The organism is Bradyrhizobium prioriisuperbiae (assembly GCF_032397745.1).
Lineage (GTDB): Bacteria > Pseudomonadota > Alphaproteobacteria > Rhizobiales > Xanthobacteraceae > Bradyrhizobium_A > Bradyrhizobium_A prioriisuperbiae.
In genome coordinates, this window is record NZ_CP135921.1 from 5511625 (window position 1) to 5537237 (window position 25613).

30 protein-coding genes are annotated in these 25613 nt (G+C 62.9%); 15 read left to right on the forward strand and 15 right to left on the reverse strand.

What is annotated here, in order from left to right:
* Positions 1 to 79: 79 nt before the first annotated feature.
* Complete coding sequence (locus RS897_RS25985; protein WP_315831581.1) at positions 80 to 895, reverse strand: oxidoreductase; 816 nt, start codon at positions 893 to 895, stop codon at positions 80 to 82.
* Between the two features lie 11 nt (positions 896 to 906).
* Positions 907 to 1506, reverse strand: a complete 600-nt coding sequence (locus RS897_RS25990; protein WP_315831582.1) for a TetR/AcrR family transcriptional regulator — start codon at positions 1504 to 1506, stop codon at positions 907 to 909.
* Positions 1507 to 1589: 83 nt separating this feature from the next.
* Here RS897_RS25990 and RS897_RS25995 point away from each other — a divergent pair, with 83 nt between their 5' ends.
* From RS897_RS25995 to RS897_RS26030, 8 genes are all read left to right on the forward strand, one after another.
* Complete coding sequence (locus tag RS897_RS25995; protein ID WP_315831583.1) at positions 1590 to 2699, forward strand: efflux RND transporter periplasmic adaptor subunit; 1110 nt, start codon at positions 1590 to 1592, stop codon at positions 2697 to 2699.
* The gene (locus tag RS897_RS26000) at positions 2699 to 5809 is read left to right on the forward strand and encodes an efflux RND transporter permease subunit (RefSeq protein ID WP_315831584.1); all 3111 of its coding nucleotides are present in this window, start codon (positions 2699 to 2701) and stop codon (positions 5807 to 5809) included. The genes RS897_RS25995 and RS897_RS26000 overlap by 1 nt, the downstream gene beginning before the upstream one ends.
* Positions 5810 to 5923: 114 nt before the next feature.
* Positions 5924 to 7087: an alpha/beta fold hydrolase gene (locus RS897_RS26005; RefSeq protein WP_315831585.1), complete on the forward strand. Its 1164-nt coding sequence runs from the start codon at positions 5924 to 5926 to the stop codon at positions 7085 to 7087.
* On the forward strand, positions 7088 to 7849 hold the full coding sequence (locus tag RS897_RS26010) for a TetR/AcrR family transcriptional regulator (protein WP_315831586.1): 762 nt from the start codon (positions 7088 to 7090) through the stop codon (positions 7847 to 7849).
* Entirely contained in the window at positions 7846 to 8580 is a 735-nt protein-coding gene (locus tag RS897_RS26015; RefSeq protein ID WP_315831587.1) for an NADPH-dependent F420 reductase, read from the forward strand. Before RS897_RS26010 ends, RS897_RS26015 begins: the two co-directional genes overlap by 4 nt.
* Before the next feature lie 52 nt (positions 8581 to 8632).
* Positions 8633 to 9550 carry an SDR family NAD(P)-dependent oxidoreductase gene (locus tag RS897_RS26020; protein ID WP_315831588.1) on the forward strand — a complete coding sequence of 306 codons (918 nt, stop codon included), beginning with the start codon at positions 8633 to 8635 and terminating at the stop codon, positions 9548 to 9550.
* Positions 9551 to 9579: 29 nt separating this feature from the next.
* The gene (locus RS897_RS26025) at positions 9580 to 9888 is read left to right on the forward strand and encodes a hypothetical protein (protein WP_315838746.1); all 309 of its coding nucleotides are present in this window, start codon (positions 9580 to 9582) and stop codon (positions 9886 to 9888) included.
* 294 nt (positions 9889 to 10182) lie between these two features.
* Positions 10183 to 11016: a helix-turn-helix domain-containing protein gene (locus tag RS897_RS26030; RefSeq protein ID WP_315838747.1), complete on the forward strand. Its 834-nt coding sequence runs from the start codon at positions 10183 to 10185 to the stop codon at positions 11014 to 11016.
* An 88-nt stretch (positions 11017 to 11104) separates the two neighbouring features.
* Here the strand turns inward: RS897_RS26030 and RS897_RS26035 are convergent, their stop codons facing one another.
* Positions 11105 to 12349 carry an MFS transporter gene (locus tag RS897_RS26035; RefSeq protein ID WP_315831589.1) on the reverse strand — a complete coding sequence of 415 codons (1245 nt, stop codon included), beginning with the start codon at positions 12347 to 12349 and terminating at the stop codon, positions 11105 to 11107.
* 147 nt (positions 12350 to 12496) lie between these two features.
* On the opposite strand from RS897_RS26035, the gene RS897_RS26040 reads away from it, so the two are divergent.
* Positions 12497 to 13291, forward strand: coding sequence for an AraC family transcriptional regulator (locus RS897_RS26040; RefSeq protein WP_315831590.1), 795 nt, complete (start codon positions 12497 to 12499; stop codon positions 13289 to 13291).
* A gap of 85 nt (positions 13292 to 13376) precedes the next feature.
* Complete coding sequence (locus RS897_RS26045; RefSeq protein WP_315831591.1) at positions 13377 to 14045, forward strand: DsbA family oxidoreductase; 669 nt, start codon at positions 13377 to 13379, stop codon at positions 14043 to 14045.
* Between the two features lie 10 nt (positions 14046 to 14055).
* Here RS897_RS26045 and RS897_RS26050 read toward each other — a convergent pair whose 3' ends face one another.
* Complete coding sequence (locus RS897_RS26050; protein ID WP_315831592.1) at positions 14056 to 15336, reverse strand: GNAT family N-acetyltransferase; 1281 nt, start codon at positions 15334 to 15336, stop codon at positions 14056 to 14058.
* A 326-nt stretch (positions 15337 to 15662) separates the two neighbouring features.
* Here RS897_RS26050 and RS897_RS26055 point away from each other — a divergent pair, with 326 nt between their 5' ends.
* Positions 15663 to 16067 (forward strand): hypothetical protein, encoded by a 405-nt coding sequence (locus RS897_RS26055; RefSeq protein ID WP_315831593.1) that lies wholly within the window; start codon positions 15663 to 15665, stop codon positions 16065 to 16067.
* 28 nt (positions 16068 to 16095) lie between these two features.
* Here the strand turns inward: RS897_RS26055 and RS897_RS26060 are convergent, their stop codons facing one another.
* A complete protein-coding gene (locus tag RS897_RS26060; RefSeq protein WP_315831594.1) occupies positions 16096 to 16338 on the reverse strand; it encodes a PilZ domain-containing protein in 243 nt (80 codons plus the stop codon).
* A gap of 228 nt (positions 16339 to 16566) precedes the next feature.
* Positions 16567 to 16782 carry a hypothetical protein gene (locus RS897_RS26065; protein WP_315831595.1) on the reverse strand — a complete coding sequence of 72 codons (216 nt, stop codon included), beginning with the start codon at positions 16780 to 16782 and terminating at the stop codon, positions 16567 to 16569.
* Between the two features lie 258 nt (positions 16783 to 17040).
* On the opposite strand from RS897_RS26065, the gene RS897_RS26070 reads away from it, so the two are divergent.
* Positions 17041 to 17367, forward strand: coding sequence for a hypothetical protein (locus RS897_RS26070; RefSeq protein WP_315831596.1), 327 nt, complete (start codon positions 17041 to 17043; stop codon positions 17365 to 17367).
* A gap of 67 nt (positions 17368 to 17434) precedes the next feature.
* Here the strand turns inward: RS897_RS26070 and RS897_RS26075 are convergent, their stop codons facing one another.
* The gene (locus RS897_RS26075; RefSeq protein ID WP_315831597.1) at positions 17435 to 17785 is read right to left on the reverse strand and encodes a nuclear transport factor 2 family protein; all 351 of its coding nucleotides are present in this window, start codon (positions 17783 to 17785) and stop codon (positions 17435 to 17437) included.
* A gap of 298 nt (positions 17786 to 18083) precedes the next feature.
* On the opposite strand from RS897_RS26075, the gene RS897_RS26080 reads away from it, so the two are divergent.
* The gene (locus RS897_RS26080; protein WP_315831598.1) at positions 18084 to 18377 is read left to right on the forward strand and encodes a hypothetical protein; all 294 of its coding nucleotides are present in this window, start codon (positions 18084 to 18086) and stop codon (positions 18375 to 18377) included.
* Positions 18378 to 18838: 461 nt separating this feature from the next.
* On the opposite strand, the gene RS897_RS26085 is transcribed toward RS897_RS26080, so the two are convergent.
* The 3 genes from RS897_RS26085 to RS897_RS26095 all read right to left on the reverse strand — a co-directional run bounded on the left by RS897_RS26085 (position 18839) and on the right by RS897_RS26095 (position 20488).
* A complete protein-coding gene (locus RS897_RS26085; RefSeq protein ID WP_315831599.1) occupies positions 18839 to 19054 on the reverse strand; it encodes a hypothetical protein in 216 nt (71 codons plus the stop codon).
* A 431-nt stretch (positions 19055 to 19485) separates the two neighbouring features.
* Positions 19486 to 19827: a PilZ domain-containing protein gene (locus tag RS897_RS26090; RefSeq protein WP_315831600.1), complete on the reverse strand. Its 342-nt coding sequence runs from the start codon at positions 19825 to 19827 to the stop codon at positions 19486 to 19488.
* 391 nt (positions 19828 to 20218) lie between these two features.
* A complete protein-coding gene (locus RS897_RS26095) occupies positions 20219 to 20488 on the reverse strand; it encodes a hypothetical protein (RefSeq protein WP_315831601.1) in 270 nt (89 codons plus the stop codon).
* A 254-nt stretch (positions 20489 to 20742) separates the two neighbouring features.
* Here RS897_RS26095 and RS897_RS26100 point away from each other — a divergent pair, with 254 nt between their 5' ends.
* On the forward strand, positions 20743 to 21015 hold the full coding sequence (locus RS897_RS26100) for a hypothetical protein (protein ID WP_315831602.1): 273 nt from the start codon (positions 20743 to 20745) through the stop codon (positions 21013 to 21015).
* A 306-nt stretch (positions 21016 to 21321) separates the two neighbouring features.
* Here RS897_RS26100 and RS897_RS26105 read toward each other — a convergent pair whose 3' ends face one another.
* The 4 genes from RS897_RS26105 to RS897_RS26120 all read right to left on the reverse strand — a co-directional run bounded on the left by RS897_RS26105 (position 21322) and on the right by RS897_RS26120 (position 24623).
* The gene (locus tag RS897_RS26105) at positions 21322 to 21489 is read right to left on the reverse strand and encodes a hypothetical protein (protein ID WP_315831603.1); all 168 of its coding nucleotides are present in this window, start codon (positions 21487 to 21489) and stop codon (positions 21322 to 21324) included.
* A 173-nt stretch (positions 21490 to 21662) separates the two neighbouring features.
* Complete coding sequence (locus RS897_RS26110; RefSeq protein WP_315831604.1) at positions 21663 to 23222, reverse strand: LCCL domain-containing protein; 1560 nt, start codon at positions 23220 to 23222, stop codon at positions 21663 to 21665.
* Between the two features lie 89 nt (positions 23223 to 23311).
* On the reverse strand, positions 23312 to 23791 hold the full coding sequence (locus RS897_RS26115) for a c-type cytochrome (RefSeq protein ID WP_315838748.1): 480 nt from the start codon (positions 23789 to 23791) through the stop codon (positions 23312 to 23314).
* A gap of 325 nt (positions 23792 to 24116) precedes the next feature.
* On the reverse strand, positions 24117 to 24623 hold the full coding sequence (locus RS897_RS26120; protein ID WP_315831605.1) for a GNAT family N-acetyltransferase: 507 nt from the start codon (positions 24621 to 24623) through the stop codon (positions 24117 to 24119).
* 106 nt (positions 24624 to 24729) lie between these two features.
* On the opposite strand from RS897_RS26120, the gene RS897_RS26125 reads away from it, so the two are divergent.
* A complete protein-coding gene (locus tag RS897_RS26125) occupies positions 24730 to 24966 on the forward strand; it encodes a hypothetical protein (RefSeq protein WP_315831606.1) in 237 nt (78 codons plus the stop codon).
* A 50-nt stretch (positions 24967 to 25016) separates the two neighbouring features.
* Here RS897_RS26125 and RS897_RS26130 read toward each other — a convergent pair whose 3' ends face one another.
* On the reverse strand, positions 25017 to 25214 hold the full coding sequence (locus tag RS897_RS26130) for a hypothetical protein (RefSeq protein WP_315831607.1): 198 nt from the start codon (positions 25212 to 25214) through the stop codon (positions 25017 to 25019).
* Between the last annotated feature and the right edge of the window lie 399 nt (positions 25215 to 25613).

A 25613-nucleotide genomic window follows, 5' to 3' on the forward strand; every position in this document is an offset into this window, starting at 1 on the left:
CGTCCTCCTCGCACAGTGGCTCACGACTCCTCGACTCCTGACTCCTGCCACATCGAGCGAAACAGGTGTCGTATCGACGTCAGGCCGGCAGCCCGAGCTGCTTTCGCAGGCTCTTGTCGAATGCGGATGCGGGAACGAAACGGCGCAGGAGGCTGACCTGGCGCGCTAATTTTCCCGCCGCATAGCGCCGCTTCGGAACGCGATCGGTCGCAGCCGCCAAAACGGTCTTGGCGACCACTTCGGGCGAATCGCCTTTTTCCATCGCTTTCCGCACGGCTACAGCCATGCCGGCGCGCGCAGACCCATAGATATCAAGCAGCTGGTCGGGCCTTACGAGATTCTCTTCGAATGAGGTCCGGGTATAGGCGGGCTCGACCAATACAACGCGAATTCCAAACGGGCGCAGTTCGTGGTCAAGCGATTCGGAATAGCCTTCAACGGCATGCTTGGTCGACGCATAGAGCGCAAAATAGGGAGCCGGGATGAATCCCTGCGCCGAACTCAGATTGACGATTCGCCCCTTGCCCTGACGTCGCATGGCCGGCAACACCGCGTTGGTCACGCGGAGAACGCCGAAGACATTCACATCAAACAGCGCCTGGGCCTGTGCAATCGAGGACTCTTCCGCGCCGCCGAACAAGCCAATGCCGGCATTGTTGACGAGCAGGTCGATGCGCCCGGCCTTGGCCAGCACCTCGTCGACCAGTTTCGCCACGGAGGCGCCATCGGTCACATCGCAGGACAGCATGGTTACGCCGTCGGATCGTTCGGCCGCCGCGCGACGGCTGGTGCCGAACACGCGAAAGCCGGCGTTCTGCAGGGTTGTTGCCGTAGCGTGGCCGATGCCGGTAGATGCGCCCGTCACCAGGGCGACGCCGAGACTGGTCTTGGTCATGGAATTCATCCTTATTGGAGCGGTGCTGGTTTGCTATCGCCGGCAGACGATCCCGCCAGCACGCTCCCGGCGGCCGCCTGCAGGAACCGCTCTGACAGCCGCTCGTCGTTGACCGCCCGCGAGAGGACCACCGCACCGACCATGGTCGAGAGAAGGGCCATGGTCTTGTCGCTGGGTTCATCGCCATCGCCAACCCAACGACTGAGCAGTTGGAGGTATTCCCTGATCCCGGCTTCGAATGACGCCTTCACGTCGGCGCCCTGCCGGGCAGCATCCGAGCCGAGCGCAGCGACCGGGCAGCCGTCCATTCTTTCCGCGCGATGATCCATGCTGAGATAGAACGCGATGACCGCGCCAAGCGGGTCCTGTGGATTGGCCGCGGCCGCGGCTGACCATCGTTGAAAGGCGCTCTCCAGCGCCCGCTTCGAGGCCTGCGCCGTCAGGTCTTCCTTTGACGCGAACTGCTTATAGAACGCGCCTTGGGTCAGTCCGGCGCCTTCCATCAGATCCTTGAGACCGATGCCGTCGAAGCCGCGCTCCCGAAAAAGGCGGCTGGCTACATTAATGACGGTCTCGCGGTTTTCCGCGGCCTGGATGCGACTGACTCGCATTGTCGACCTCCTTTTTTAGATTGCGTTCAACATCTATATCGATTATAGAGTTCGAACGCAATCTATTTTTTTGAGGCGATGACATGAAAAAGAGACCCCTTGTCGTGCTGGTAAGCACCTTGGTCGCGGTGTTCGGGGCGGCCGCAGTCGTCACGCTGTCCATTCGCACGCACGCAGCCCCTGCCGTGAGCGACCCGAGGCAGGAACCACCGATCGTCAGACTGGCGACGGCCGCGCCGGTGGCCGGCTCCGAACGCGGCTTCACGGGCGTCATCGGGGCGAGGGTGCAGAGCAATCTCGGTTTTCGCGTTCCCGGCAAGATTGTGGAACGGCTTGTGAATGCCGGTGAGCAGGTCAAAGCCGGTCAGCCGTTGATGCGGATCGATGAAACCGACCTTCGCCTCGCGGTGACGGCAAAGCGCAACGCGGTCGCGGCGGCGCGTGCATCCGTCGTGCAGATGGACGCGGATGAACAGCGATACGCCAAGTTGGTGAGCAACGGATGGGCCTCCAGACAGCGCTACGAGCAAGCGAAGGCCGCGCTGGATACGACCCAGGCGCAACTCGCAGCGGCCGAAGCTGACGCGCGGGTCGCCGAGAACGAGGCGACCTACTCGGTGCTGGTCGCGGACGCCGACGGAACGGTGGTCGAAACGCTTGGCGAGCCCGGGCAGGTGGTCTCCGCCGGCCAGGCAATCGTTCGGCTCGCAAAGGCCGGCCCCCGCGAGGCGGTGGTCGCGCTTCCCGAAACGATCCGGCCGGCGATCGGCTCAGTGGCCCAGGCCAGCGTGTATGGGGCCGATGGGCGGCGCCATACCGCGCATCTGCGACAGTTGTCGGATGCCGCCGATCCTCAGACCCGCACCTATGAGGCCCGTTATGTGCTCGACGGTGAGGCCGCGGCAGCCCCTCTTGGCGCGACGGTGACCATTCGACTGGCAAGCCAGGCGATCCAGCCGGAAGTCGAGGTGCCGCTGGGAGCGGTGCTCGATGACGGCACGAAGACGGGTGTGTGGGTCCTGGACGGCGCCACATCAACCGTCCGCTTTCGGCCCGTCAAACTTGTTCGGCTGAGCGGCGAAAGCGCGGTGATCTCCGGATTGAGTTCTGGTGATCCGATCGTGTCTCTCGGCGCGCATCTGCTGCAGGAGGGCGCTCGCGTCAGGACTGCCTCTGAAAGCAGGGGCAACTGATGAGCTTCAATCTTTCCGCGATCGCCGTTCGCGAACGGGCGGTCAGCCTGTTCTTCATCCTCCTGCTGACGGCCGCCGGCGTCTACGCTTTCCTCATGCTCGGCCGGGCGGAAGATCCGTCCTTCACCATCAAGACCCTGACGGTCACGACGGTATGGCCGGGCGCGACGGCGCGCGAGATGCAGGACCTCGTTGCGGAACCGCTGGAAAAGCGGCTTCAGGAGCTGACCTGGTACGACCGGGTGGAGACGACCACGCGGCCGGGTTATGCGTATCTGACGGTGACGCTGAAGGACAGCACGCCGCCGTCTGTCGTGCAGGAGGAATTCTACCAGGCCCGCAAGAAGCTCGGCGATGAGGCGCGCAACCTGCCGTCCGGCGTGCTCGGCCCCTTCGTCAACGACGAATATTCGGACGTGAGTTTTGCGCTTTATGCCCTCAAGGCGAAGGACATGCCGATGCGGGAGCTCGCACGGCAAGCCGAGACCATTCGCCAGGATCTGTTGCACGTGCCCGGCGTCAAGAAGATCAACATCCTCGGTGAACGCCCCGAACAGATCTTCATCGAGTTCTCCTATGCCAAGCTGGCAACGCTGGGGGTGTCGGCACAGGATATCGTGGCCGCCTTGCAACGGCAGAACACCGTCACGCCGGCGGGCTCAATCGACACCAAGGGGCCGCAGGTCTTCATCCGGGTCGACGGCGCCTATGACAGCGTGCAGGCGATCGCCGACACGCCGATCGTAGCTGCGGGGCGAACGCTGAAGCTCTCAGATATCGCCGAGATCCGTCGCGGCTACGAGGATCCTCCCACCTACCTCATCCGGCATCAGGGTGAGCCCTCCATCATGCTCGCGGCCGTTATGCAAGAGGGCTGGGATGGCCTCGCCCTCGGCAAGGCGCTGGAGGCAAGGTCCGCAGCTATCGCGCGGACGCTGCCACTCGGAATGACGCTGGCGAAGGTCAGCGACCAGGCCGTCAACATCAACTCGGCGGTCGACGAATTCATGATGAAGTTCGCGATGGCGCTCGGCGTGGTGCTGCTGGTGAGCCTGCTCAGCCTCGGCTGGCGCGTCGGCATCGTCGTGGCGGCCGCCGTCCCCCTGACGCTGGCCGTCGTGTTCCTCATCATGCTGGAAACCGGCCGGTTCTTCGACCGCATCACGCTCGGCGCGCTTATCCTGGCGCTTGGTCTTCTGGTCGACGACGCCATCATCGCCATCGAGGTGATGGTGGTGAAAATGGAAGAGGGCATGGACCGCATCAAGGCGGCGGCCTATGCGTGGAGCCACACTGCGGCGCCGATGCTGTCCGGAACACTGGTGACGGTCGCCGGGTTCCTGCCTGTCGGCTTCGCGCGCTCGACGGCCGGCGAATACGCCGGCAACATCTTCTGGGTGGTGGGGTTCGCCCTCATCGTCTCCTGGTTCGTCGCGGTGGTCTTCACACCCTATCTCGGCGTCAAGATGCTGCCGGCGATCAAGCCGATCGAAGGCGGCCATCACGCGATCTACGGCACCCCGAACTATCGGCGCCTGCGCGGGCTCATCACCTTCGCCGTGCGCCACAAGTTCGTCACCTCCGGCATCGTCGCCATCGCCTTCGCAATGTCCGTCGTCGGCATGGGCGCCATCAAACAGCAGTTCTTCCCGACGTCCGACCGCCCAGAAGTGCTGGTGGAGGTTCGCCTGCCGGAAGGCACCAGCATCGAGACGACGACCGCCACGGTCGAGAAGCTCGAACAGTGGCTCGACCACCAGTCCGAGTCCAAGATCGTCACGAGTTATGTCGGTCAGGGCGCTCCGCGTTTCTTCTTCGCGATGGCGCCGGAACTGCCCGATCCGGCCTTCGCCAAGATCGTGGTGCTGACACCGGATGCGGAGGCGCGCGAGACTCTCAAGCATCGGCTCCGACAGGCCGTGTCAGAGGGGCTTGCACCCGAAGCCCATGTGCGCGTCACGCAGCTCGTGTTCGGTCCCTACACGCCCTTTCCGGTCGAGTTCCGGGTGACGGGACCTGATCCCGCAAAATTGTACGCGATCTCCGAAAAAGCCCTCGATATCATGCGGGGCGTCGGCGATGTGCGGCAAGCCAACCGCGACTGGGGCAATCGCACGCCCGTGCTCCGCTTCGTCCCGGATCAGGATCGACTGAACCTGATCGGCCTCTCGCCGGCGGAGGTGGGCCGGCAGCTCCAGTTCCTTCTCACCGGCATCGCCGTGACGCAGGTCCGCGAGGACATTCGCAATGTCCCCATCGTGGCACGGAGCGCCGGCGGCGAGCGGCTGGATCCGACGCGCCTGATGGATTTCTCGCTGATGAGCCGCGACGGCCGCGCGATTCCGCTCGACCAGGTCGGCCATTCGGAAATCCGTCTGGAAGAGCCGATCCTGAAGCGCCGCGACCGCACGCCCGTCGTCACCATCCGCTCGGACATCAATGAGGCGACCCAGCCTCCGGAGGTGTCCAAGCAGATCATGACGGCGCTTCAGCCACTGATCGCATCGCTTCCGGCCGGCTATCGCATCGAACTGGGCGGATCGATCGAGGAAGCAACCAAGGCCAACGACGCGTTGGCGACGGTGTTTCCCGCCATGATCGCGGCCATGCTGATCGTCATCATGCTGCAGGTGCGATCCTTCTCGACGATGGCGATGGTGATGCTGACGGCGCCGCTTGGCCTCGCCGGCGTCGTGCCGATGCTGCTCATCTTCAACCAGCCCTTCGGATTCAACGCCATTCTGGGCCTGATAGGACTGGCCGGCATCCTGATGCGCAACACGCTGATCCTGACCGAACAGATCAAGGAGAACCATGCGGCCGGCCTTGACGACTATCACGCCGTCATCGAGGCCACGGTGCAACGCACGCGGCCCGTGATCCTGACCGCAATTGCCGCCGTGCTGGCCTTCATCCCCCTCACGCATTCCGTCTTCTGGGGATCGATGGCCTATACGCTGATCGGCGGCACGGCGGTCGGCACAGTGCTGATCCTGCTGTTCCTTCCCGCGCTCTATGCCGCGTGGTTTCGGATCAAGCCGACAGCGGATGAGATCCATGAGGACTCGACGGAAGAACCGGGACTGCGAACGGCAATGGCTGCCGAGTAGGGCTCCGTTGTCGGAGGAGGCGGTTCAAGTTCTCGCGGCTCAGTTTCAGTTGCTCACCCTTGCTTGCCGAGCAAGCTCAGATTTCAGCCATCATCAACGGTGTAGGGAAATCATATGAAGGTTCATCGTGCGCGCGCGGCAACCGCTGTGTTGCTCGGCGTTCTCCTCTCGGGTGCCGTGTTCGCAGGCCCAGCAAATGCCCAATCCAATCCGCCAACGCCGGCCGCCGGCAATGGGCCGTGGGACCAGCGGATCAATCCGACCACCGTGCGGGCGGATGCCTGGTTCGATCATTACAAGTTCCGTAATGGAGAGACGCTGGCGCGCGTGAAGATCCATTATGCGACCCTTGGCACGCCGCATCGCGACGCCATGGGCAACATCGAGAATGCCGTTCTCGTTCTGCATTGGACCGGGGCGGATAGCCGCGCGCTTCTAAGTCCGACTTTTACGAAGGCGCTGTTCGATGCTGGCCGTCCCCTCGACGCGAACCGCTACTACCTGATCTTTCCCGACAGTGTAGGCCATGGTCAATCCAGCCAGCCGAGCGACGGCCTGAAAGCGAAATTCCCCAACTACGACTATGGCGACATTGTCGATCTCCAGCACAAGCTGCTGACCGAGACGTTGGGCATCAAGCACCTCCACGCCATTCTCGGTATCTCGATGGGCGGAATGAATGCCTGGCAATGGGCCGAGGCCTATCCCGACATGATGGACGGCGTGATGCCGGTGGTGTCGCTGCCGATCAAGGTTTCGGGGCGAAACCTTCTGTGGCGTCGCATGGTCATCGATGCGATCCGTTCCGATCCGGAATGGAAAAACGGAGAGTATACGCAGACTCCGCTTGGCTTGACCCTGGGCTACGGCGTGCTGCGGCTGATGATCGACAGCGCTGCGAACCTTCAGCAGGCCATTCCTGACGGGCCCGCCGCAGACAACTTCCTTGCTGTCAACCGCGTGTCGGCCGGGCACATCGACGCAAACGACATTATATACTCGCTCAAGTCATCATTCAGCTACGACCCTGAGCCCGAGCTTGCCAAGATCAAGACGAAGCTCTTCGCCCTCAATTTTTCCGACGACGAGTTCAACCCCGACAAGCTGCAAGTTCTCGAAAAAATTGTGCCAAGGCTGGAACACGGCCGCTACGTGGTTCAAGAGGGGACCCCAACATCGCCGGGCCATTTCACCATGACGCGCCCCGAGCTTTGGGCCCAGCATGTCGCCGAGTTCATGCGATGGCTTGACGACACCGCCGACCGGACAAGCAGGTAGATGTTGGATGTCCGGGATGTCCCGCAGATCTGCTTCATCATTTCAAGGACGTCCATGAAGTGTCCGTCCCGAACGGTAACAGACCTCGACGCGACACGCGCGCGCATCCTGGATGTGGCGGAGGAGCACTTTCGCCGCATCGGTTACCATAAGACGTCGGTGGCCGACATCGCCTCCCAACTCGGCATGAGCTCGGCGAATGTCTACCGCTTCTTCCCATCCCGGGACGTAATCAACGAGGCCATCTGCGGGCGGATCGTCAACGAAGTCGCGGACATTGCTTTTGCGATCGCAGGCACGAACGCGCCGGCCATGGAGAAACTCGACCGGCTCCTGACCGCCGTTCACCACCACAACAAGATGAAGCTTGTCAAAGAAAAGCGCATGCACGACCTGATTGTCGCCGCTACGCAGGAGAACTGGGCGACGATCAAAGTGCATATCGAGCGGATGGTGACGATCTTCGAGGCGGTCATACGCGAGGGGATGGAAGCCGGCGAGTTCGAGAACGAAGATGCCGCGGAAGCCGCGCGAGCGGTCATGTCCGCGTTCATGCCGTTCTTCCATCCGATTTTGATCGAGCACCGCGTTCAACACGGCGACGATACCGAAGCAGGGCTGCGCGACCAGATACGCTTTATCCTGAAGGCGCTCGGCAAGTTTGACCCGGAATTGAAACCGGCGACGCGTTTGATGCATTCGCTCGTCCCGCCCGCGCTTGAGACGAGCGTTTTTCCACGTTCACGAAAGGACGTCCCATGAAGATCGGAATCATTGGCGGTGGAAACATCGGCGCGACCTTGGCGCGAAAGCTTGTCGCCAGCGGCCATGAGGTCAAGCTTGCCAATTCGAAGGGACCGGACACCATCCGCGATCTCGCCGGCGAGATGGGAGCCATTGCTGTTTCGAAGGAGGAGGCCGTGCAGGACGTCGCGGTTATCGTTCTTGCAATCCCGTTCGGGAGGTATCCCGATCTCGCCAGCCTATTCAACAAGGTGCCTGCCGACGTCGTCGTGATCGACACCTCGAACTACTATCCGTTCCGCGACGGTGCAGTCGCCGAGGTCGACGGCGGCAAGTCGGAAAGTGTTTGGGTGAGTGAACGGATCGGTCGTCCGGTCATCAAGGCATGGAACGCGGCTCTCGCGGTCACACTGGCCGCGCGAAGCCAATCGGACGGGGCATCCGGACGTATCGCCATCCCTGTGGCGGGCGATGCTCCGCAAGCCAAGGCCACGACCATCCAATTGGTGGAGGCCACCGGCTTCGACGCGCTGGACTCTGGGACTCTGAGTAACTCCTGGCGTCAGCAGCCCGGCACCCCGGCCTATTGCACGGAGCTGACGGCGAACGAACTGGCATCGGCGCTGCAGGCGGCCGACCGGTCTCGCGCTCCCGGCAATCGTGATGCCCTTCTCAAGGAATTCATGGCGGCCGGCGGTGCGCTGACCCACGACGAGATCGTCGCCCGCAACCGATCCGCGACTGCGTGACTAGTCCGGGTCTAACGCATCACGCTCAGCTCATGGACGCGAGGAGGAAGACATGGGATCTCCAATCTTAGTTACTGGTGCCGCAGGAACGATTGGTCACGCCGTATGCGAGCTGTTGATCGAACGGGGGTGCAAGGTGAGGGCGCTGGTCCGCAAGGAGGATGCCCGATCGGAAAAACTCGCCGAACGCGGCGTTGAGGTTGTTGTCGGCGACCTTCTCGACCTGCATGCGATGCATCGTGCGATCGAAGGCTGCGACCGAGTTTACTTCGGGATGACGGTGTCGGCTTCGTATCTCGAGGCGACCATCAATACCGCCGCCGTCGCGAAGCATCACAAGGTGAGTGCGTTCGTGAACATTTCACAGATGACGGTGTCGCAGATGGGAATCAATTCGACCACGGACAGCCCGCAGCAGAAGATGCATTGGCTGGCGGAGCAGGCGCTGAACTGGTCTGGATTGCCTGTCGTGCACGTTCGCCCGACGTCATTTCTGGATACCTTCTTCCTCAGGTTGTCGATGCATTCGATCCGCGAGCATCGGCAAATTCGGCTCCCCTTCGGAGATGGAAAGACCTCGCCGGTCGCCAGTGAAGATGTTGCGCGGGTGATGGCCACCGTCCTCGAGGCGCCGACCGAGCACATTGGCAAGATATACGAACTGACGGGCCCGCGGTCCCAGGATATGAACGGCGTTGCCGAGGAATTCTCCAGAGCTCTCGGACGTCAAATCACTTATGTGAACGTGCCCCGGGAGCCCTGGCGCAAGCAACTGGAGGCCAGCGGCATGCTGGATCAGCATGCGCTCGCCCATCTCGCGACAATGGCTCTTCTTAAACAGCAGAATCGGTATGACCGCTTGACGTCGGACGTGGAGAAGATCACCGGCACGCCGGCGCTCAGCGTGTATGATTTTGTTCTGCGCCATGCCAATACGTATACGGCGGGAAACCAGGACAAGCTGCGGTGAAGCGTGCTGCGTTGTCGCTGGCTCTGATCATGCTGGCCACAGCCGCACCGGCGCGTGACGACGGGCGCTACGCCAACTCACCACTGAAATCATGGTTCGAGAGCCTGCGCAGCGAATTCGGGCTATGCTGCTCGGACGCGGATGGCTCCTTCGTTGCCGATGTCGATTGGGAATCCGATCACGGGCACTATCGCGTACGCATCGGCGAGGAGTGGGCGGTGGTGCCTGACGGTGCGGTGGTCACGCAGCCGAACAAGGTCGGGCGCGCCATGGTGTGGCGGCGTTATATCGATGGCCACCCGCTGGTCCGTTGCTTCATGCCCGGCAGCATGATGTGATCTGGCAAGTAGCGCAGGAACTTCAGATCGGCACCACTGGCGCCTGCCGTTCGGCTGGGGGTCCATTGCGTGAAGCTGCGGAGGAGGCGTTCGACAACTCCAGCCCGGGTCGCTGACCAATTGGCTTGTCGATGTTTTTTATCGTGGACCCCAGGCTTCGAGATGTTGGTATTTCTGTTGGTATCGATGGCGGTGCGCAAAATAAATTTCACGATTTGAGAGGGTTTGGTGCCACGATCCATTACCTCGGAGGTAATGGATCGTCCGAAGCGCACATGTTAGCGTTCAGCCATGATGACAACCCACATTGCCCCGTCCAAAACCGCAAACGCACGGCCCGTTCACATCGGCGAGTACCTGCGCGACTGGCGCCAGCGCCGCCGGCTCAGCCAGCTCGATCTGGCGTCGGATGCCGAGATTTCGGCGCGGCATCTCAGCTTCATGGAAACCGGGCGCTCGGCTCCGTCACGCGACATGGTGCTGCGGCTGGCGGAGCGGCTCGAGGTGCCGCTGAGGGAGCGTAATGTCATGCTGGTGGCTGCAGGGTTTGCGCCGGCGTTTCCGCAGCGACCGCTGGATGATCCGGCGCTGCAGGCGGCGCGGCAGGCGGTCGACCTGGTGCTGAAGGCGCACGAGCCCAATCCGGCGCTCGCGGTCGATCGGCACTGGAACCTGGTGGCGGCGAACCGCATGGTGACGCCGCTGCTTGACGGCGTGCCGCAGCGCCTGCTCGGCCATCCCTTCAATGTGATGCGGCTGAGTTTCCATCCGGAGGGGCTGGCGGCGCGCACCGTCAATCTCGCCGAGTGGTGTTCGCATCTGCTGGAGCGGCTGCAGCGGCAGTGCGAAGCGACCGCCGATCCGGTGCTGATCGCGCTTTATGACGAGCTGAAGGCGTTTCCGATCCCGGCAAGGCGCACGCCGCACGCGGCGCCGTCGGACAGCATCGCGGTGCCGTTCCGGATGCGGTTCGGCGACGACGTCCTGAGCTTCATCTCGACCACCATGGTGTTCGGCACGCCGGTCGACATCACGCTGTCGGAATTGGCGATCGAGACGTTCTTTCCCGCAGATGAGGTGACCGCGAAGCGAATGCGGGTGCTGGCCGACGCCATGCCCTCCGCCTGAATATTGTAGCCCGGATGAGCGAAGCGATATCCGGGGCAACAGCAGCCGCAGTCCCGGATATCGCTCCGCTCATCCGGGCTACGTCATCTTACGCTCTTGCTGGCGTCGGGGCCGGCAGCCGCGCCGGCAGGCAGGCGACCGCGGCAAGGATGATCAGCGCCGCGCTCGCCAGAATCTTGAACAGCGTGTCGAAGCCCCAGCGCTCGTAGACGATCGAGATCAGCGGCAGCGCCGCGGCCAGTGCGGTGAAGCTCACCACATAACGCACGCCATAGACCCGGGCGCGGGCCTCGCCGCTCGCCATCTTGCCGATCATGAAATCGTTGATCGGAATCTGGCCGAAAGCGCCGAGCATGAAGCCGACGGCGACGGCGAGTGCGAAACCCTCCTGCAGCCCCGGCATCATGGCGAAGAACACGAACTGCATCGCGGCCGCCGTGAGGAACACCGTGCGCGGGCCGAAGCGGTCCAGCATGTGGCCCACGATCAACTGCGCCATCGAGGCCACCGCGAACACGGTGAAGGCGAAGGCGCCCACCAAGGTGGCGACATCGGCGCGGGCAGTGAGGCCGGTGGTGTTCAGCCACTGCGCCATGGCCGTTGCCGTTCCCTGCAGCCGCTCGTCGAAGATCTTTGGCAGCGCGAAAGTCGTGGACTGGAACACGATGCTGGACACCGCGGTGGTGAGGAAGACGATCGCGGAGATGCGCATCAGCAGCGCCTTGTGATCCGGCGTGGTCGCTGCCACGGCGGCCGCGGGCGCCGGCGCTTTGTCGCGGGTCATCTCCGGCCAGATCGCGATGGTGTAGAGCACGCCCATCACGATCGAGAAGATGCCGGGCACCACGAAGGCCGCGCGCCAGCCGCCGTGATCGATGAAGTAGCCGGTGAGCAGCGCGGCGCTGGCGACGCCGAGATTGCCCCAGACGCCGTTCACGGCCAGCCGCATGCCGGTGTTCTTCCAGCGCTGGGTGACGATGGCGAGGCCGACCGGATGATAGATCGCGGCAAACACGCCGACCACGAACAGCCCGATGCCGACCTGCAGCGGTGTCGCCGCGAATGCGGTCGCGATCGACGAAAGCCCAATGCCGATGAAGAACACGCTGATCATGCCCTCGCGGCTCCATTTGTCGGCCAGCCAGCCCGCCGGCAGCGAGAACAGCCCGAACGCGAAGAAGCCGGGCGTGGCGTATTTCAAGAGTTCGCCATAGCCCAGCCCCCATTCGCGCGACAGCGCCAGCGCCGCGACAGTGGCGAAAATCAGCGTGAACAGGTGATCGAGAAAATGGCCGATGTTGAGAAACAGGAAGTGGATGCGATCGCGATTCATGGCAGCCCCGGCAGTTGATGCGTCAAAAATAGCCTTGGCACGCTGGCGTTGTCATGCCATTTTTCGTCGAGAAACGGCCATGGCGGCGCAGGCGGTTTCAATGTCGGCAATCCGCTATCAATTCCGCAAGAGACGCCAAGAGATCGCATGAGCAAGCCGCGTGTCCGCAGCAGCGACGCCGACGACTATCAGGGGGTGCCGCGGCCGCTGGCGGCGATGGCGAAGAGTTTTGCCGGCGGCTTCGAGATCGAACCGCACCAGCATCCGCGCGATCAGCTGGTCTATGCCGTCACCGGCGTGATGCGGGTGCGCACGGAGCGGGAGGCCTGGATCGTGCCGCCCGACCGCGCGGTGTACCTGCCGGCGCACACGGTGCATGCCATCAGCATCCATGGCCGGGTCGAGATGCGCACGCTCTACATCGCCGGTGACGCCCGCGCGGATCTGCCACCGACACCGACGGTGCTGGAAGTCTCCGGCCTGCTGCGCGAACTGGTGCTGGCGATGATCGAGGAGCCGGTGATCTACGACGAGAAAGGACGCGCCGGCGCGGTGGCCTTTCTCATTCTGGCGGAGATCGCCCGCGCCCGGCGGCTGTCGCTGGTGATCCCGATGCCAAGGGATCCTCGGCTGCTGCGGGTCTGCACCGCGCTGCTGGCCGATCCGGCGAGCCGGCAGACGCTGGAGGGCTGGGTCGACACCGCCGGCGCCTCGGTGCGCACGCTGGCGCGATTGTTCGAAGCCGAGACCGCCCTGAGCTTCGCCGTCTGGCGGCAGCGTGTGCGTTTTCACAATGCGCTGGAGGCGATTGTTGCCGGGACGCCGATCTCGCAGGTGGCTGCGCGCAACGGTTATCACTCATCGAGTGCGTTCTCGGCGGCGTTTCGCAAGGTGATGGGGCAGGTGCCGTCGTCGTTGCGGGTCGATCGCCCGGCGGCGTGAGCGGTCACCCCGGTGGAACCACTTGTCTCGGCTCGTCGACGGGCTTATCTGCCGGTCAGCGACCCTTTCAAACAAGGACCTGACGATGGCTGCAGCGAAACAATCCCTGACGGTCGATGTGGTCTCCGACGTGGTCTGTCCCTGGTGTTATATCGGCAAGCGCCGGCTCGAAAATGCGCTGGCCGAGGTCAGCGACGTCGATGTCCAGGTGCGCTGGCATCCGTTCTTTCTCAATCCGTGGGTGCCGCGCGAAGGCATCAGCCGCGACGAATACCTGACCACCAAGTTCGGCTCGGTCGAGGCCTACGGCAAGATCGCGGGCCGTGTGGTCGACACCGCCGCGGCCGAAGGCCTCGAATATCATCCCGGCCTGGTCAAGCGGCAGCCCAACACCCTCGACTGCCATCGCCTGATCCACTGGGCGGAGGCTGCGGGCAAATCGGCGGAGGTGAAGCAACGGCTGATGGAGCTCTACTTCCGGGATGGCGGCGACCTGACCGCCCCTGAGGTGCTGGTGCAGGCGGCCGCCGATTGCGGGCTCGATGCCGATGACATCCGCAAGCGCCTTGGCACCGATGAAGACGTCGAGCTGATCTCGCAGCAGGCGCAGTCGGCCGCGCAAGCCGGTGTCAGCGGCGTTCCCACATTCATCCTCGGCAACAAATACGGCATCTCCGGCGCGCAGCCGGCGGATCAACTGGCGAAGGCGATCCGCCAGGTGGCGGCGGAGCTGGCGGCGCCACCGGCCGCGTAGACAAGCGCCCTTACCGGCGGCGCTCTTTCAGGGCCCGGATGAAGTGGACCAGACGGCGGGCCGGCTCGCGCGCGAGCTGGCGCAGGCGCAGCGCGATCCGGATCGCGGCCACCGCGGGATCGTGACGCCGCAGCGGGATCAGCACGTCACCAACCGTGAACCGATTGCGCCAGATCGGACCGATCATGGGATGGTCGGCCGTCGCGGAAGAATCGACAAAGGCGATGGCGGGATCGGCACACAGATGCCGTGTCAGTTCCAGCGCGAGCTGAACCCCCGGCGACATTTTCGCAAACCGCTCGTCGATGCCGAGCTTGAACCAGTAGGCACGGTCGCGATGCCGCAGCACGACGCCCGATGCCACCGGCGTTGCGCCGGCGGTCAAGGTCACCACTTCGCAGAGCCCGCGCGCGCCGAGGGCCGATGCCGCCTGACGCATGAAGCGCAGGTCGCCCTCGTGCTGGGCCAGCGCGGTGCCGCGCTTGGCCTTCCAGCCGCTGGCCTCGAGTGACAGGAAAATCTCCAGCGCGCTGAGGATCTCGTCGGGGCGGCGCGCGATGTGGAGCGCGATCTCGCCGTGTTCGGCCAGACGGTTGCGCTGCCGGCGCAGCTCCTTCAGTTTTTTGGACCCCAGCGCGTCGCGCAGTGCCTCCTCGGCATCGCGCGTGGCGTCGAGGCCGACGCGCTCCCGGGATTGCAGGATGCGCGGCGCCAGGCCGTCACGGGCGAGGGCGTGGGTGAAGGCGGCGAGCACCGGTCCCTGCAGCGGAACATCACGCAGGATCAGCGCGTGCATCCCGGCGTCGCGGGCCTGGCGCAACATGCGCCGCACGGCATCGTCGGTGGCATCCTGGTCGAGCAGCGGGGTGCCGAGCGGGCCATAAGGATCGGCGCTGACCAGGGCAGCAATGGGAATCCGATAGGCGCGCCACGCGGAGATCGCCGGCAACAGGCCGATCAGCTGCGAGGTTGCGGCGCCTGCGCGCTCCGCATGGCCCCAGGCGGTGAGCGCCAGGGCGCCGCCGCGGTCGCGCGCCGAGGCATTCACCGCGGCTTCCCAATCGGGCAGATAGTATCCATTCGGCTCGGCGGCGCGGTCGGCCAGTTCCTGCCAATGTGCGTTGGCGATGGCGCTCAGCGGCACCAGTCGATCGTGCCGCGGCGCCGCGCGGCGCAGCCGCGGCTGTGCATGGCGGATGACCCAGGACATGTTCGCGCCTTCGTTGCTGCGCGGTTCGGCGGCCTCGCGCAGCGCCTTCGTTCGTTGCATCATGTCGGCTGCGTCAGTCACGTCATTCCCCGTGCGAGCACATGTCACGCGGTCCGTCAGGCCGCTGGAGGCTCACACGCGCGACCTTAAACAGGACATTGAAAAATTACGTGCGGGGAGACCATCAAACTGCGCGCATATCCTTAATTGATAATTCACCACGATCGGCTGAGCCGGGGCCGCCGGCATTGCGGACGGCATCTATAAACCTTTTCATCAAGTTTGACGGGCACGATGCTACCGGGCTACCCGGCTGCCGATTGCGCCTGGATGGATTGCAAGAGCAGGTATTTTCACGCGCCGGACAGGCTTTTTTTGCAGGTCGGCGCCTGGCACGGAAACACGGCATGCAGAACGCACGCGAACGTATTCCGATGAGCGACAACGACATTGTCGATCATTTCGCCCGTTTCGGCTATCGGGTGACCATCGGCCAGATCGCCTTCACCGGCGAGACGGTGGACGATTTCCGCGATGCGCGCGGGGCCAAATGGTGGAAGGCCGGCAAGCTGCGCCAGAACGAGCCCGGGCTGCTGCGGATCGAGGATGCGCAGCCGCGCCCCGATCAACGCACCCGCGACATCATCGTGGTGAGCTTCGGCACCGCGCGGGCCGTGATGGGGGTCGAGATCAAGCCGGGCGCGCCCCCGCTGAAGCCGGGCGACGCGACCTGCCGCTATGCGCCGAACATGGAATGGCTCGCCGCGCCGGCCAAGGCGACCGCATTGGGCAAAGTCGCCAAGCGCGCATAACGAGAAGCTGCCTCGGAGCTGATGCGTCTCAGTCGAAAGCGACGCCGATCCGCCGTTCCTTGCGCCAGACAATATGGCAGGGCTTCGCGCTGTGATCGCCCTCGAAGATCAGCGTGAACTTGGGGGGAATACCCAGCGGACTTGCCACATCGAGCGCGGCGCCGGTCGCCGACAGGTTGCGAATGGTGCAACTGATGCCGGCATCACCGTTGAATGAAATCGTGGCTGCCTTGAAAACCCTCTGACGTGGGCTGGCGCGGTGCTCTTCCATGACTGCGAACTCAACATCGAACTTGTTGCTGCCCGCATAGCACTGCAGCTTGCGCGCGCAAATACATCGATGCTCACGCTAGGGCAGCATCCTTAATCTAGTGTTCCAAAAATAGCGGAGGATTGCGTACAAATCGCAATTGTGATCGTCCGCACCGCAGTTCGGCGGAGCATTGAGCGGAAAGGTGTCCGTATGTTTCCGCCGCAGTGATCGCGCCAGCGCGTCGATCTAACGCATCTTGCCCCAGGGATCCTGCTTCTTGGTCGACGTCGGGATCCGCTCCAGTGCATCCTTGTAGGCGCGTTCATCTTCTTTGGCTTTGCGGGCGGCCGCGCGCTGCTGCGCTTCCGACGGCGGAGCCGGACCGTCGCCGCCTTTGACCGGGGCTGCCAAGGCCGGTGTGGCCAGTGCCATGATCGAGAGCGCGATCAGAACCCGTTTCATATCTTCCGTCTCCTCAAGCTTGGCTATATGCGCCTGTCGCTTGATATTCTATCGGGAGATGGCAAATTTGGGGAGGGGGATGAGCGGTCATCGACCAAATCTGCCCTCCTTTTTGTTGTATTTGCACTGCTGGCATGGATCGGGAATTCCGCGCGCGGGAACCGGCCATCCGGCCGTGCCGGTTTCCACCGGATACGAGAATGGGCTAGTTTCGCGCCGGGCGACCGGACCACGGACGAGAGATTGAGGAGACCTGAAGTGAAGACGTTTCGCATTGCCTTGATGGCGGCGCTGCTGGCCGGTCCGGCCCATGCGCAGAGCCTCGGCACCAGCATCATTCCCGAGACACCATCCAAAACGCCCGACCAGATCGAGCGCGAACAGGCGCTGGAGCGCGACTACAAGGAATCGCTGAAGAAGATTCCCAACGGCAAAGCCAGCAACGATCCGTGGGGGAGCGTTCGCAGCGCCGAGCCGTCGCGGGCCTCGGCGAAAGCGCCGGCTGCCAAGACGGCGCCCGCCAAAACCGGCCAGGCCAAGGCCGCGAAGACGACGCAAGCCAAGCCAGCCGGGAACGTGCAGTAGCAGTTCGCAAGCCGCCAACTGCCTCGGCGCGAACGGCGGAGCGCCGCCCGCGTGGTCCGATCGATGCTCAGCGCGACACGTGCGCGGACACCGCCAGCCATTGTCCATTGCGCCTGGCCCAGACGTCGGTGTAGCGGCCGGAGCCCGCGCTGCCGTCGGGCAGGGTGTAGCTGGTGCGCGCATGGATGATGGCGAAGTCGCCCATGATGCGAATGTTGACGTCATGGGCCGCGAGATCGCGGATGGCCACGGGTCTGGCGGTCTGCTTCAGAAAATTTGCGCGGTCGACCAGCGTTTTGTCGGGGTTGGAGCAATAGAAATCATCCGCCAGGATGGCGTCGAAGCGGGCGACGTCGGAGTGCTGTACCGAGCTGACATAGTCGCGGTTGAGGCTGGTGAGGATGTCCTGATCGGTCATGAGGGTCTCCGGAAAAGCAATGATGAGCGCATCGGGCGGCCGGAAAGCGACCGCGGTGAGACGCGGCATTTTGGTCGGCTAGGGGGGCCGTGCTCACGATCATCGGCATTCGCCAGCGTGAATCAAGCGCGGGTGCGCCGCAGTAATTTCAGGCACAAAGTTCGCGACTGCAGCATGAACGTCGCGTATCCGTAAAACTGCGCGGCATGACGCACTGGCTCCTTCGGATTAGCATCGCGGCTGTGGCGGCCATGAGTCGGCACGCCAGAGACGCAGAAAATCGATCGGAGAGGACATCATGTCAGGGCTACTGATCAATTTAATCATCCAGATTGTCGGCGGCGCGGTTGGTGGAAACGTGGCCGGCGGTGCGGCCAAGGGCATCGACCTCGGCACCATTGGCAACACTCTTGCCGGCGCGATTGGCGGCGGGGTCGGGGGCCAGCTTCTCGGGACCTTGATTCCGCTGCTGGCGAACTCGGCCTCGACGCTCGACATCGGCGCAATGATCGGCCAGCTTGCCGGCGGCGGCGTTGCCGGAGCGGTCCTGACCGCGATTGTCGGCGCGATCAAGAACCGCGCTGCAGCCTAAACGCAGCTCCGTCCCGCGAACCGGGATCCAGTTCGCTCGACACGCTTCACGACGTGCTGTTGGTTGCGACAGAACGCGTGAGGCGATCGCGCTGCGTTGCCGGATGTTGCGTAACCTTGCCGGAGTTCGGGACGTGCGTCGATCGCGCGTTGGTGTCAGCCACGTCCGTAGCGCATTACGGCCGGGGACCGCGGCGTTTTCGATGTAGCTGGCGCTGGATCTGCCAAAGCATCAGCACCACGGCTGTTCCCAGGCATACGACGATGCCGAGAAGAAGCAGGGTCAGGTCGGCGGCTGTCAGCGTCGATAACATGTCCATTGAAAAAGCATTGTGGTGTCAATCCGGCTGATCGCGTCCATGCTCTGACAGCATCCAAAGTCAAAGCCGCGCCGGCGCCAAAGCGGGCGGCGTCAATGCTGCGAATATGGAGTTCAGGCCGTTTGAAACAAGTCGCTGCCGATCAGATAGCCCGAGGCGTTTTCATGATGATGGTATCTTGGTCCGGCACGCAGGACTGCGCCGCGAACCGTTTGATGATGTCGAGAGCAGCGCTTCGATCAGCACGTCGTGGAATGCTCTGGAATACCCGGATCAATTCCAATCCTTCGTCGGCTGAAAATCTTTCGCCTTTCGCCGTGCTCATCGTCTCGTTCGAATAGTCACCGTAGTTGCGCATGGGTATCCCCAATTGTATGGCCCCAATTGTGAATCCGACCCGTTTGGTTCGATCGATCTGGGGTCGCCGACAGCCTTGCGGGGACGGCCGCAATAGCCATCGCCGCAAGGTCACTGATTTTGGCTAGCAAAGCGATGAATCGGCTAGCAAAGGTATTTGTTGGTTATTCAATGAACTCTCGGAACGATCATGCGTCCGATGGCGCGACGACCGATTCCCACGCAAACAAACGAATATGCACGGCCCCAATTCCGTGCGGTGACGGCATCATAGGTCAGGTGGCTGATTCTCAGAAGCCCAGATCACACGTGTGCAAGAGATGAACGGGGACAATGCACACCTCGTGTGCGGGCTATCTTTGACGGGGCGCCCCGAGGTTCTCTGAGATGTCCGGTTTCTCTGCTTGTTGAATCTCTGGACGTTCCATCCGTTCAAACTTGCAGAACCACTTGCTTCCGCGGCGGGCCGGCATCCTGCACGTTCGCCGAGGTGTCGGTCTGGCGGCGTGGCCGGTGAAACCTGACGCCGATCTCCGCGCCCCGTCGCCATGCCGTCACGCAATGCCGGCTGACATTGCCATTCGGCGTCAGCAGCAGGACGAAGACTTTGGGCGGTATCAGCTCGCCCACTTCAATGCGAGCACCTCCTTCCGAAATGTCCAGAATGAAGCATTCATAGAGCGGCGCATTGGCACCGCAAAAAATGAACCCCGGCCGGCGAAGCTCGAACCGCTTGTGCCGTCTCTCGATGATGTGTGCCAAAATCTTGTGCATGAGGAGCGACCGTGAAAACGGAGAAATAACACCATGCGAGGCAGTAGCATGGTGTTGTACATCGATCCGCGTTCACATCCATTCAAGGAATTCACGCCAAATGCCGTCATCGATGAAAGGATTTGTTATGAGTTTGCATAGAGCAGGGCTGTTTTCCGCGAGAATACAGTCGCCCGTGGCGCAGTACCGTTGACTTAGTGTTACCTTTTTTCGGTAAGAGCCGGGGAGCATTAACCTGGGGGCCATCGACGCTGTCCAGCGCTGGCTCCGGATCAGGACCGAGTCGATCTCGGTCGAGCATGCGTCGCTCAAGTGTTCGTCGCATCAGCACGCCGCCAGGCAGTGATCAGGCAATGATAACGGCCTGGATTCGGATCGGCTCAATGGCGGCTCAGCGCAACGCTTCCCCGATCTTGCTGGAATGGGTCTTTCCGGAATGGGGGCTGGCTGCATGAGAGCCGCGCACGGTCCGCAACTGCACAGTGTTGGTGCGCTTCTCTCCCATGCCGCCGGGGGCAGTTGCGAGCTGGTCTTTCGACGCCTGAAGACTCGCCATGTCGAGGAGATGGGCGAGCAGCTTCAGATCGGCTTTTTCTGCGAGTCTTTTCAGTTCGAGGCACGCGGGTCCGATGTGGGCTGCCGCGGCAAATGGGCTGTTCATGGAAAATCCTCCCAGACCCCTTCAACTCCCCGCATCGAATTCCTGATTTGACCGAGTCGCAATACAAATCGGTTTTGCGGCGGATGATCGGGGCGTTTTGACGCGCACATTGCCGTTACGGAATAAGCGCGGGCGTCGGGAGTTTAAGGGTAATTGGCATTTCGACGGATCGCTGCCGATTCTGATCGCAGTCGTTTCCTTGCAGTCGCGGTTTGTTAAAGTGTTGTCGTCGCTGCTTATCGAGCTGATACTTATTGAAGGCGATTCTTGACGGCACCGAGATGTTCGGCGAGGACGATCAAGGCTTCGCGGACCGGTTGACTGTCCAAGGCGCGAAACGCCTTGATGAGACGGAGGGCTTCTTCAGTCCTCAGCGCCGCCTCGTTGGCCTGAACCTGGTTTTCCTCGTGATCCGCTGCCATCGCGCTTCACCCCCAAAATTTATCTTAAATATTATTTCGAATAATAATTCAGTCGACAACAAATCTGCCGTCAATTTGGCTTTTCTGCGTCCGTTACGTTGGTGAACGGTATCGGGTTCCGGGAGGAGAGCCCGGCAGATCGGCGGTTGTATCCGCGCCATCGTTCTATTGCATGGTGGCGAGGCAACGTGAAGCGCCGTCTGGCCCGGGATCCGCGTTCGGCCCGCTTTTTTTGTATACCGGCCAAAGGTTGCGCCGCGTGCGAGGCGACATCCCGTTCCGCAGCGCGGAAGGTCGCGATGATCCGGAAAGCGTAGCACCGTGGAACCGAAACCCACTCGGGAACGGCGGCTGGAGCGAGGCCTCGCCTGATTCCGTTGGATACCGCATCGGGGAGGCGCGCTGGCTGCGTTATTTCCGATCGACCGCGTTCTTGAGCACGAGGCATGACAGCTGAAGCACAAGCTGTTTCAGCCGTGTGTTCTCTTCAATCAGCGCACGCACATCCGGCTGTTCGCCGTCATGCTCGTCGACGGGCGGTGGCGGCCGGCTTCGCTGGGCCGGGTGCACACGTCCCATGGCGAACCTCCACAACGAACCTGCGGTAGCCCCGCCTGGCAGAGCACCGCAATCGCCCCCAGCATTCCGGCGATGGCGGCAGCCTATCTGAGTCGCCGGCGACAGCACAAAACCGTGACAGGTGTGCGTACGCAGGAACCGTAGCCGGCGATCGGCCAGTCACGTTCAGGGATTTACGGGACGCGGATCGCCTGCACCCGGCGATTGAGTGCGCGGCCCGCATCGGTGGCATTGTCGGCGACAGGTTGAGATTGTCCCTTGCCGTCGATGCCGAGACGCGTCTGCGCAATTCCTTGCGCGGTCAGCCAATTCATTACCGCCTGCGCCCGTCGCCAGGACAGCGTTTGATTGTAGTCCGGCGTTCCGATCGCATCGGTATGGCCGACCAGGAGCAGACGGAGGTTGGGTGTCGCGCTCAATGCATCGCGCAACTCGTTCAAGGTGGGCGATGCCGACACATCGAGATCCGCGGAGTTGAAGCGGAACTGGATATAAAGTGCGACCTGGCCGGTGGCTTCGATGGTCGCCGCGATCGGCTGCTGCACAGGCTTGCCGGCGACCACGGCGACCGGCGGTGCTGGTGCCTGCGGCGGTGGTGTCCGGGCCACAGCGAAGCGGAAACTCGCGTCATGCGCGCCGGCATCAAGCGACTCGATCCCGTTGCGAACCGCGCCGGCATAAACCTTGCGTCCTGCCTCGGGAATGATGGTGACGGTGCCGCCGGTCTTGGCGCTGGCGGCACCGGCATGGACCGCGGCCCGGCAGAGGCTGGAATCCGAGGTGTAGACGTCATTGCCGTAGGTCGGGAACGAATACTGGTTGATATTGATCTGCTCGCCGGTGCAGCTGCAGGTCAGGGGCTCGCTGGTTCCGGCGTAGGCCTTGAACGTGCTCGGACAGATTGAAGCCGCTGCCGAGGTTGATGCTGCGGGAGCGGTGGGTGCGGCGTCACGGCCCGGGTTGGCGGCAGGGGCCGGGGCCATGGCGAAGCGGAAACTTGCCTCGTGCTCGTTGGCGTCGAGCGATTCAATGCCGTTGCGGATGGCGCCCGCGTAGGCCTTGCGTCCCGCTTCGGGAACGATCGTAACCGTGCCGCCGGTCCTGGCATTGGCGGCGCCGGCATGGACCGCGGCCCGGCACAGACTGGAATCCGAGGTGTAGACGTCGTTGCCGTAGGTCGGGAACGTATACTGGTTGATGTCGATCTGTTCGCGGCCGCAGCTGCAGGTGAGCGGCTCGCCGCTTCCCGCATAAGCCTTGAACGTGCTCGGGCAGACCGAAACACTCGCAGCCGGCGTGGCGGCGCTCGTGCCTGCGCTTTGGCCCGCGGCGGATCCAGTCGCGAAACGGAAACTCGCGTCGTGTGCGCCGGCGTCGAGGGATTGAATGCCGTTTCGGATCGCTCCCGCATACGCCTTGCGTCCCGCTTCGGGAACGATCGTAACCGTGCCGCCGGTCCTGGCGTCGGCCGCGCCGGCATGGACTGCGGCCCGGCACAGACTCGAGTCCGAGGTGTAGACGTCGTTGCCGTAGGTCGGGAATGAATACTGGTTGATGTCGATCTGCTCGCGCGTGCAACTGCAGGTCAGGGGCTCGCTCGTTCCGGCATAGGCCTTGAACGTGCTCGGGCAAACGGACACGGTGCGCTGGCCGGCGGCTTGATCGTTTCCTTGCGCTTGTGCGGCGCCGGCCGCAACAACGCCGAGGACGGCAATGACGGCCTGCAGCTTCATGGCAACATCCTTGTTTCAGTGCTCATCACGATCCGTTGCGCATCCGCGTCTTCCGTGCGGGAAGGCGGCGGGCGCCTGCGGACACGGTCTCATTTTGCGGAGGGCGCGATCTCGGGCGGCACCACCTTCATGACGAACACCGTCGATTTCTCGCCGGGATGGAATGGGCCGGGCACCTTGTTGCTGACCGGTGGCAAGCTCTTGAGGAATGCGGCGATCGCCTGGGCATCCGCGTCGGTGAGGGCGGCCAGACCCCGCCAGGGCATGATCGGCGCCAGAATGCGGCCATCGGGCCGTACACCGGTTCGAATGGCCGTGACGATTTCCTTGCTGCTCCAGCGGCCGATGCCGGTGTCGTTGTCGGGCGTGATGTTCGGGCCGACGAAAATGCCGAGGCCGGGAATTTCGAAGCCGATGTCCGATCCGCCGAGATAGCGCGCCATGTCCGGCTTGCCGGAGAAATAGCCCTGGGTATGGCAATCCAGGCAGCCGCCGAACGCGACAAGATACTTGCCGCGCGCGATCTCGGCCTCGTCCGCACGGGCGTTGCGCGACGGCGCGCCGATCATCAGCGCGGCGAGGACCGCGCTCGCAGCGACGGTAAGCGTATGACGAGCGAGGGGACGACGGTCGGGGATATGACGATCAAGGATGCGAGACATTGGTTTTCCTCGAGCGATTGCAGCAATCGAATTCGGGTTGTTCAAAGACGGTCTGCATACTGCGGCAAGGCCGGGCTCGCGGCCCCCAGAGATGCGTCTCCCGGCAACGAGACATGGTTCAGCACGCGCGGTGTCGAGGGTGGCACTTGCATGCGTCGCGCCGAGATTGCGGCCATCGGCGCGGCGCCGACAAGGGATTTGTGTTCCACCAGGGTGAAAATTTCTCAACCGATCATCGCAGCCAATGATTGCGCCGTATATCGGTCGATCGGGGGAGGCCGAGGCGTTTGACCATCCGCCAGAACGAGACGCCATCCGGCTGGCCGGCCACTGCATGGGCGAATTGCTCCTGAACCGTCCAGTCTTGACGCTCGTAAAACCGGCGCGCGCGATCGTTGCCCGCCACGCAGTGCAGTTTTGCGTGTTCGATGCCTGCGCGCGCCATGCCCTGTTCCGCGCGTGCCAGCAAACACAGTGCGAGCCCGGACCCGCGCCATTGCGATGCGACGAACATCTGGCTGAGCACGTCGTCGTGCCACGCGGCAAAACCGATGATGGCCCGGTCCCGCGCTGTGACCAGCGTGGTCGGCTGCAGCACCGTCATCCGGTCATGAAAGAACGCCACGTCGCGCCGCTCGCATTCTTCCGCCGGCATGAAGCGGGCGTGGGTTTCATGCCAGATGGAATGATAGAGCGCGGCGATCTGCGGCACGTCGGAGGCCAGAGCATGGCGCAGCATCACAAGGCTCCTTTGTCTGGCGGAAACGTCCGCGGCCGGTTATCGTTGCGTGGGCGAGACATGTGCGAACGGACAGTTGCTCAGCCGGAGCATGAGAGGCGCTGCCATGACGATGATCAATCGCAAATTTCACCAGAGCTGGCGTGGGCCGGCTTCGGCCGATCTGGACTCATGGAGTCTTGTCTTCGATGCGGACACCAGGCGCTTGCAGGTGCGCCACGACTGGCAGACGTCCGGGCATAGCGGTTTCGATGAGTGGGAGATCGCCGAATTCCTGCAACAGGCAGGCGAAGCGCAAACAGCGTTGATCGACAGCCTGTTTCCGGTCCCCGTCGACGCCTAACGTCCGGAGCGTTGTTGCAACGTCACTTCCAAAACGTCACTTGAAAAACCTCACTTCAAGGTGTCGGTTTCTTCAGTGCCGCACTTGGTGCAGCGATAGGTGATCGTGTCCTGTCCGACCAGCGCCGGATGAATGCTCTTGATGACCATCCGCCGCGGCGTGTTGCATGTCGGGCAATCGACCACATCGCCCAGGGCATGACAGATTGTGTCGATCCGCCCCTGCGACAGATTCAGGGCTCCAGTCATTGCGACCCTCCCGGGTTGGCGGCCGCTCAAAATCCTTCATGTCACCGAGACACGCGGTTCGTGGGCCGCGCTGAACGCCGTCGAACACCAAATTCAAGCGGTGACAGCTTATTTTGCGCCGTTGCGTTTGATGTTGCTAGTTAATTCGGCGCGGCGGGGCTGGGAGATAGGACTGCGGACAAATGTTGCCGACCTATGGGCCGGCGAGCCAAGCCCCGCTTCCATCGCCCCGAAATCAAACCAGGCCACCAGGGGACAAAACAGCCCAGCACCCGGATTCAAAAAAGAACATATTGCGAACTTAGAACAAATAGTGTACGAATGTTGCATCAGTTCAGCCGAGCGAGTCTCGGAGCTTTCGACCCGAGCCTTTCGTTGTCCCCCCGCCGAATCCCGTCC

Coding starts and splice junctions, on each gene's coding strand:
- RS897_RS26095 (WP_315831601.1), bottom strand. CDS start 20,488: ATGAACAGCCCATTTGCCGCGGCAGCCCACATCGGACCCGCGTGCCTC.
- RS897_RS26035 (WP_315831589.1), bottom strand. CDS start 12,349: ATGAATCGCGATCGCATCCACTTCCTGTTTCTCAACATCGGCCATTTT.
- RS897_RS26010 (WP_315831586.1), top strand. CDS start 7,088: ATGTTGGATGTCCGGGATGTCCCGCAGATCTGCTTCATCATTTCAAGG.
- RS897_RS26075 (WP_315831597.1), bottom strand. CDS start 17,785: ATGACCGATCAGGACATCCTCACCAGCCTCAACCGCGACTATGTCAGC.
- RS897_RS26040 (WP_315831590.1), top strand. CDS start 12,497: ATGAGCAAGCCGCGTGTCCGCAGCAGCGACGCCGACGACTATCAGGGG.
- RS897_RS26030 (WP_315838747.1), top strand. CDS start 10,183: ATGACAACCCACATTGCCCCGTCCAAAACCGCAAACGCACGGCCCGTT.
- RS897_RS26110 (WP_315831604.1), bottom strand. CDS start 23,222: ATGAAGCTGCAGGCCGTCATTGCCGTCCTCGGCGTTGTTGCGGCCGGC.
- RS897_RS26130 (WP_315831607.1), bottom strand. CDS start 25,214: ATGACTGGAGCCCTGAATCTGTCGCAGGGGCGGATCGACACAATCTGT.
- RS897_RS26060 (WP_315831594.1), bottom strand. CDS start 16,338: ATGGAAGAGCACCGCGCCAGCCCACGTCAGAGGGTTTTCAAGGCAGCC.
- RS897_RS26065 (WP_315831595.1), bottom strand. CDS start 16,782: ATGAAACGGGTTCTGATCGCGCTCTCGATCATGGCACTGGCCACACCG.
- RS897_RS26125 (WP_315831606.1), top strand. CDS start 24,730: ATGACGATGATCAATCGCAAATTTCACCAGAGCTGGCGTGGGCCGGCT.
- RS897_RS26025 (WP_315838746.1), top strand. CDS start 9,580: ATGCTGGCCACAGCCGCACCGGCGCGTGACGACGGGCGCTACGCCAAC.
- RS897_RS26085 (WP_315831599.1), bottom strand. CDS start 19,054: ATGCGCAACTACGGTGACTATTCGAACGAGACGATGAGCACGGCGAAA.
- RS897_RS26055 (WP_315831593.1), top strand. CDS start 15,663: ATGCAGAACGCACGCGAACGTATTCCGATGAGCGACAACGACATTGTC.
- RS897_RS26020 (WP_315831588.1), top strand. CDS start 8,633: ATGGGATCTCCAATCTTAGTTACTGGTGCCGCAGGAACGATTGGTCAC.
- RS897_RS26045 (WP_315831591.1), top strand. CDS start 13,377: ATGGCTGCAGCGAAACAATCCCTGACGGTCGATGTGGTCTCCGACGTG.
- RS897_RS25990 (WP_315831582.1), bottom strand. CDS start 1,506: ATGCGAGTCAGTCGCATCCAGGCCGCGGAAAACCGCGAGACCGTCATT.
- RS897_RS26000 (WP_315831584.1), top strand. CDS start 2,699: ATGAGCTTCAATCTTTCCGCGATCGCCGTTCGCGAACGGGCGGTCAGC.
- RS897_RS26015 (WP_315831587.1), top strand. CDS start 7,846: ATGAAGATCGGAATCATTGGCGGTGGAAACATCGGCGCGACCTTGGCG.
- RS897_RS26005 (WP_315831585.1), top strand. CDS start 5,924: ATGAAGGTTCATCGTGCGCGCGCGGCAACCGCTGTGTTGCTCGGCGTT.
- RS897_RS26105 (WP_315831603.1), bottom strand. CDS start 21,489: ATGGGACGTGTGCACCCGGCCCAGCGAAGCCGGCCGCCACCGCCCGTC.
- RS897_RS26080 (WP_315831598.1), top strand. CDS start 18,084: ATGTCAGGGCTACTGATCAATTTAATCATCCAGATTGTCGGCGGCGCG.
- RS897_RS26120 (WP_315831605.1), bottom strand. CDS start 24,623: ATGCTGCGCCATGCTCTGGCCTCCGACGTGCCGCAGATCGCCGCGCTC.
- RS897_RS25995 (WP_315831583.1), top strand. CDS start 1,590: ATGAAAAAGAGACCCCTTGTCGTGCTGGTAAGCACCTTGGTCGCGGTG.
- RS897_RS26090 (WP_315831600.1), bottom strand. CDS start 19,827: ATGCACAAGATTTTGGCACACATCATCGAGAGACGGCACAAGCGGTTC.
- RS897_RS26115 (WP_315838748.1), bottom strand. CDS start 23,791: ATGATCGGCGCGCCGTCGCGCAACGCCCGTGCGGACGAGGCCGAGATC.
- RS897_RS25985 (WP_315831581.1), bottom strand. CDS start 895: ATGACCAAGACCAGTCTCGGCGTCGCCCTGGTGACGGGCGCATCTACC.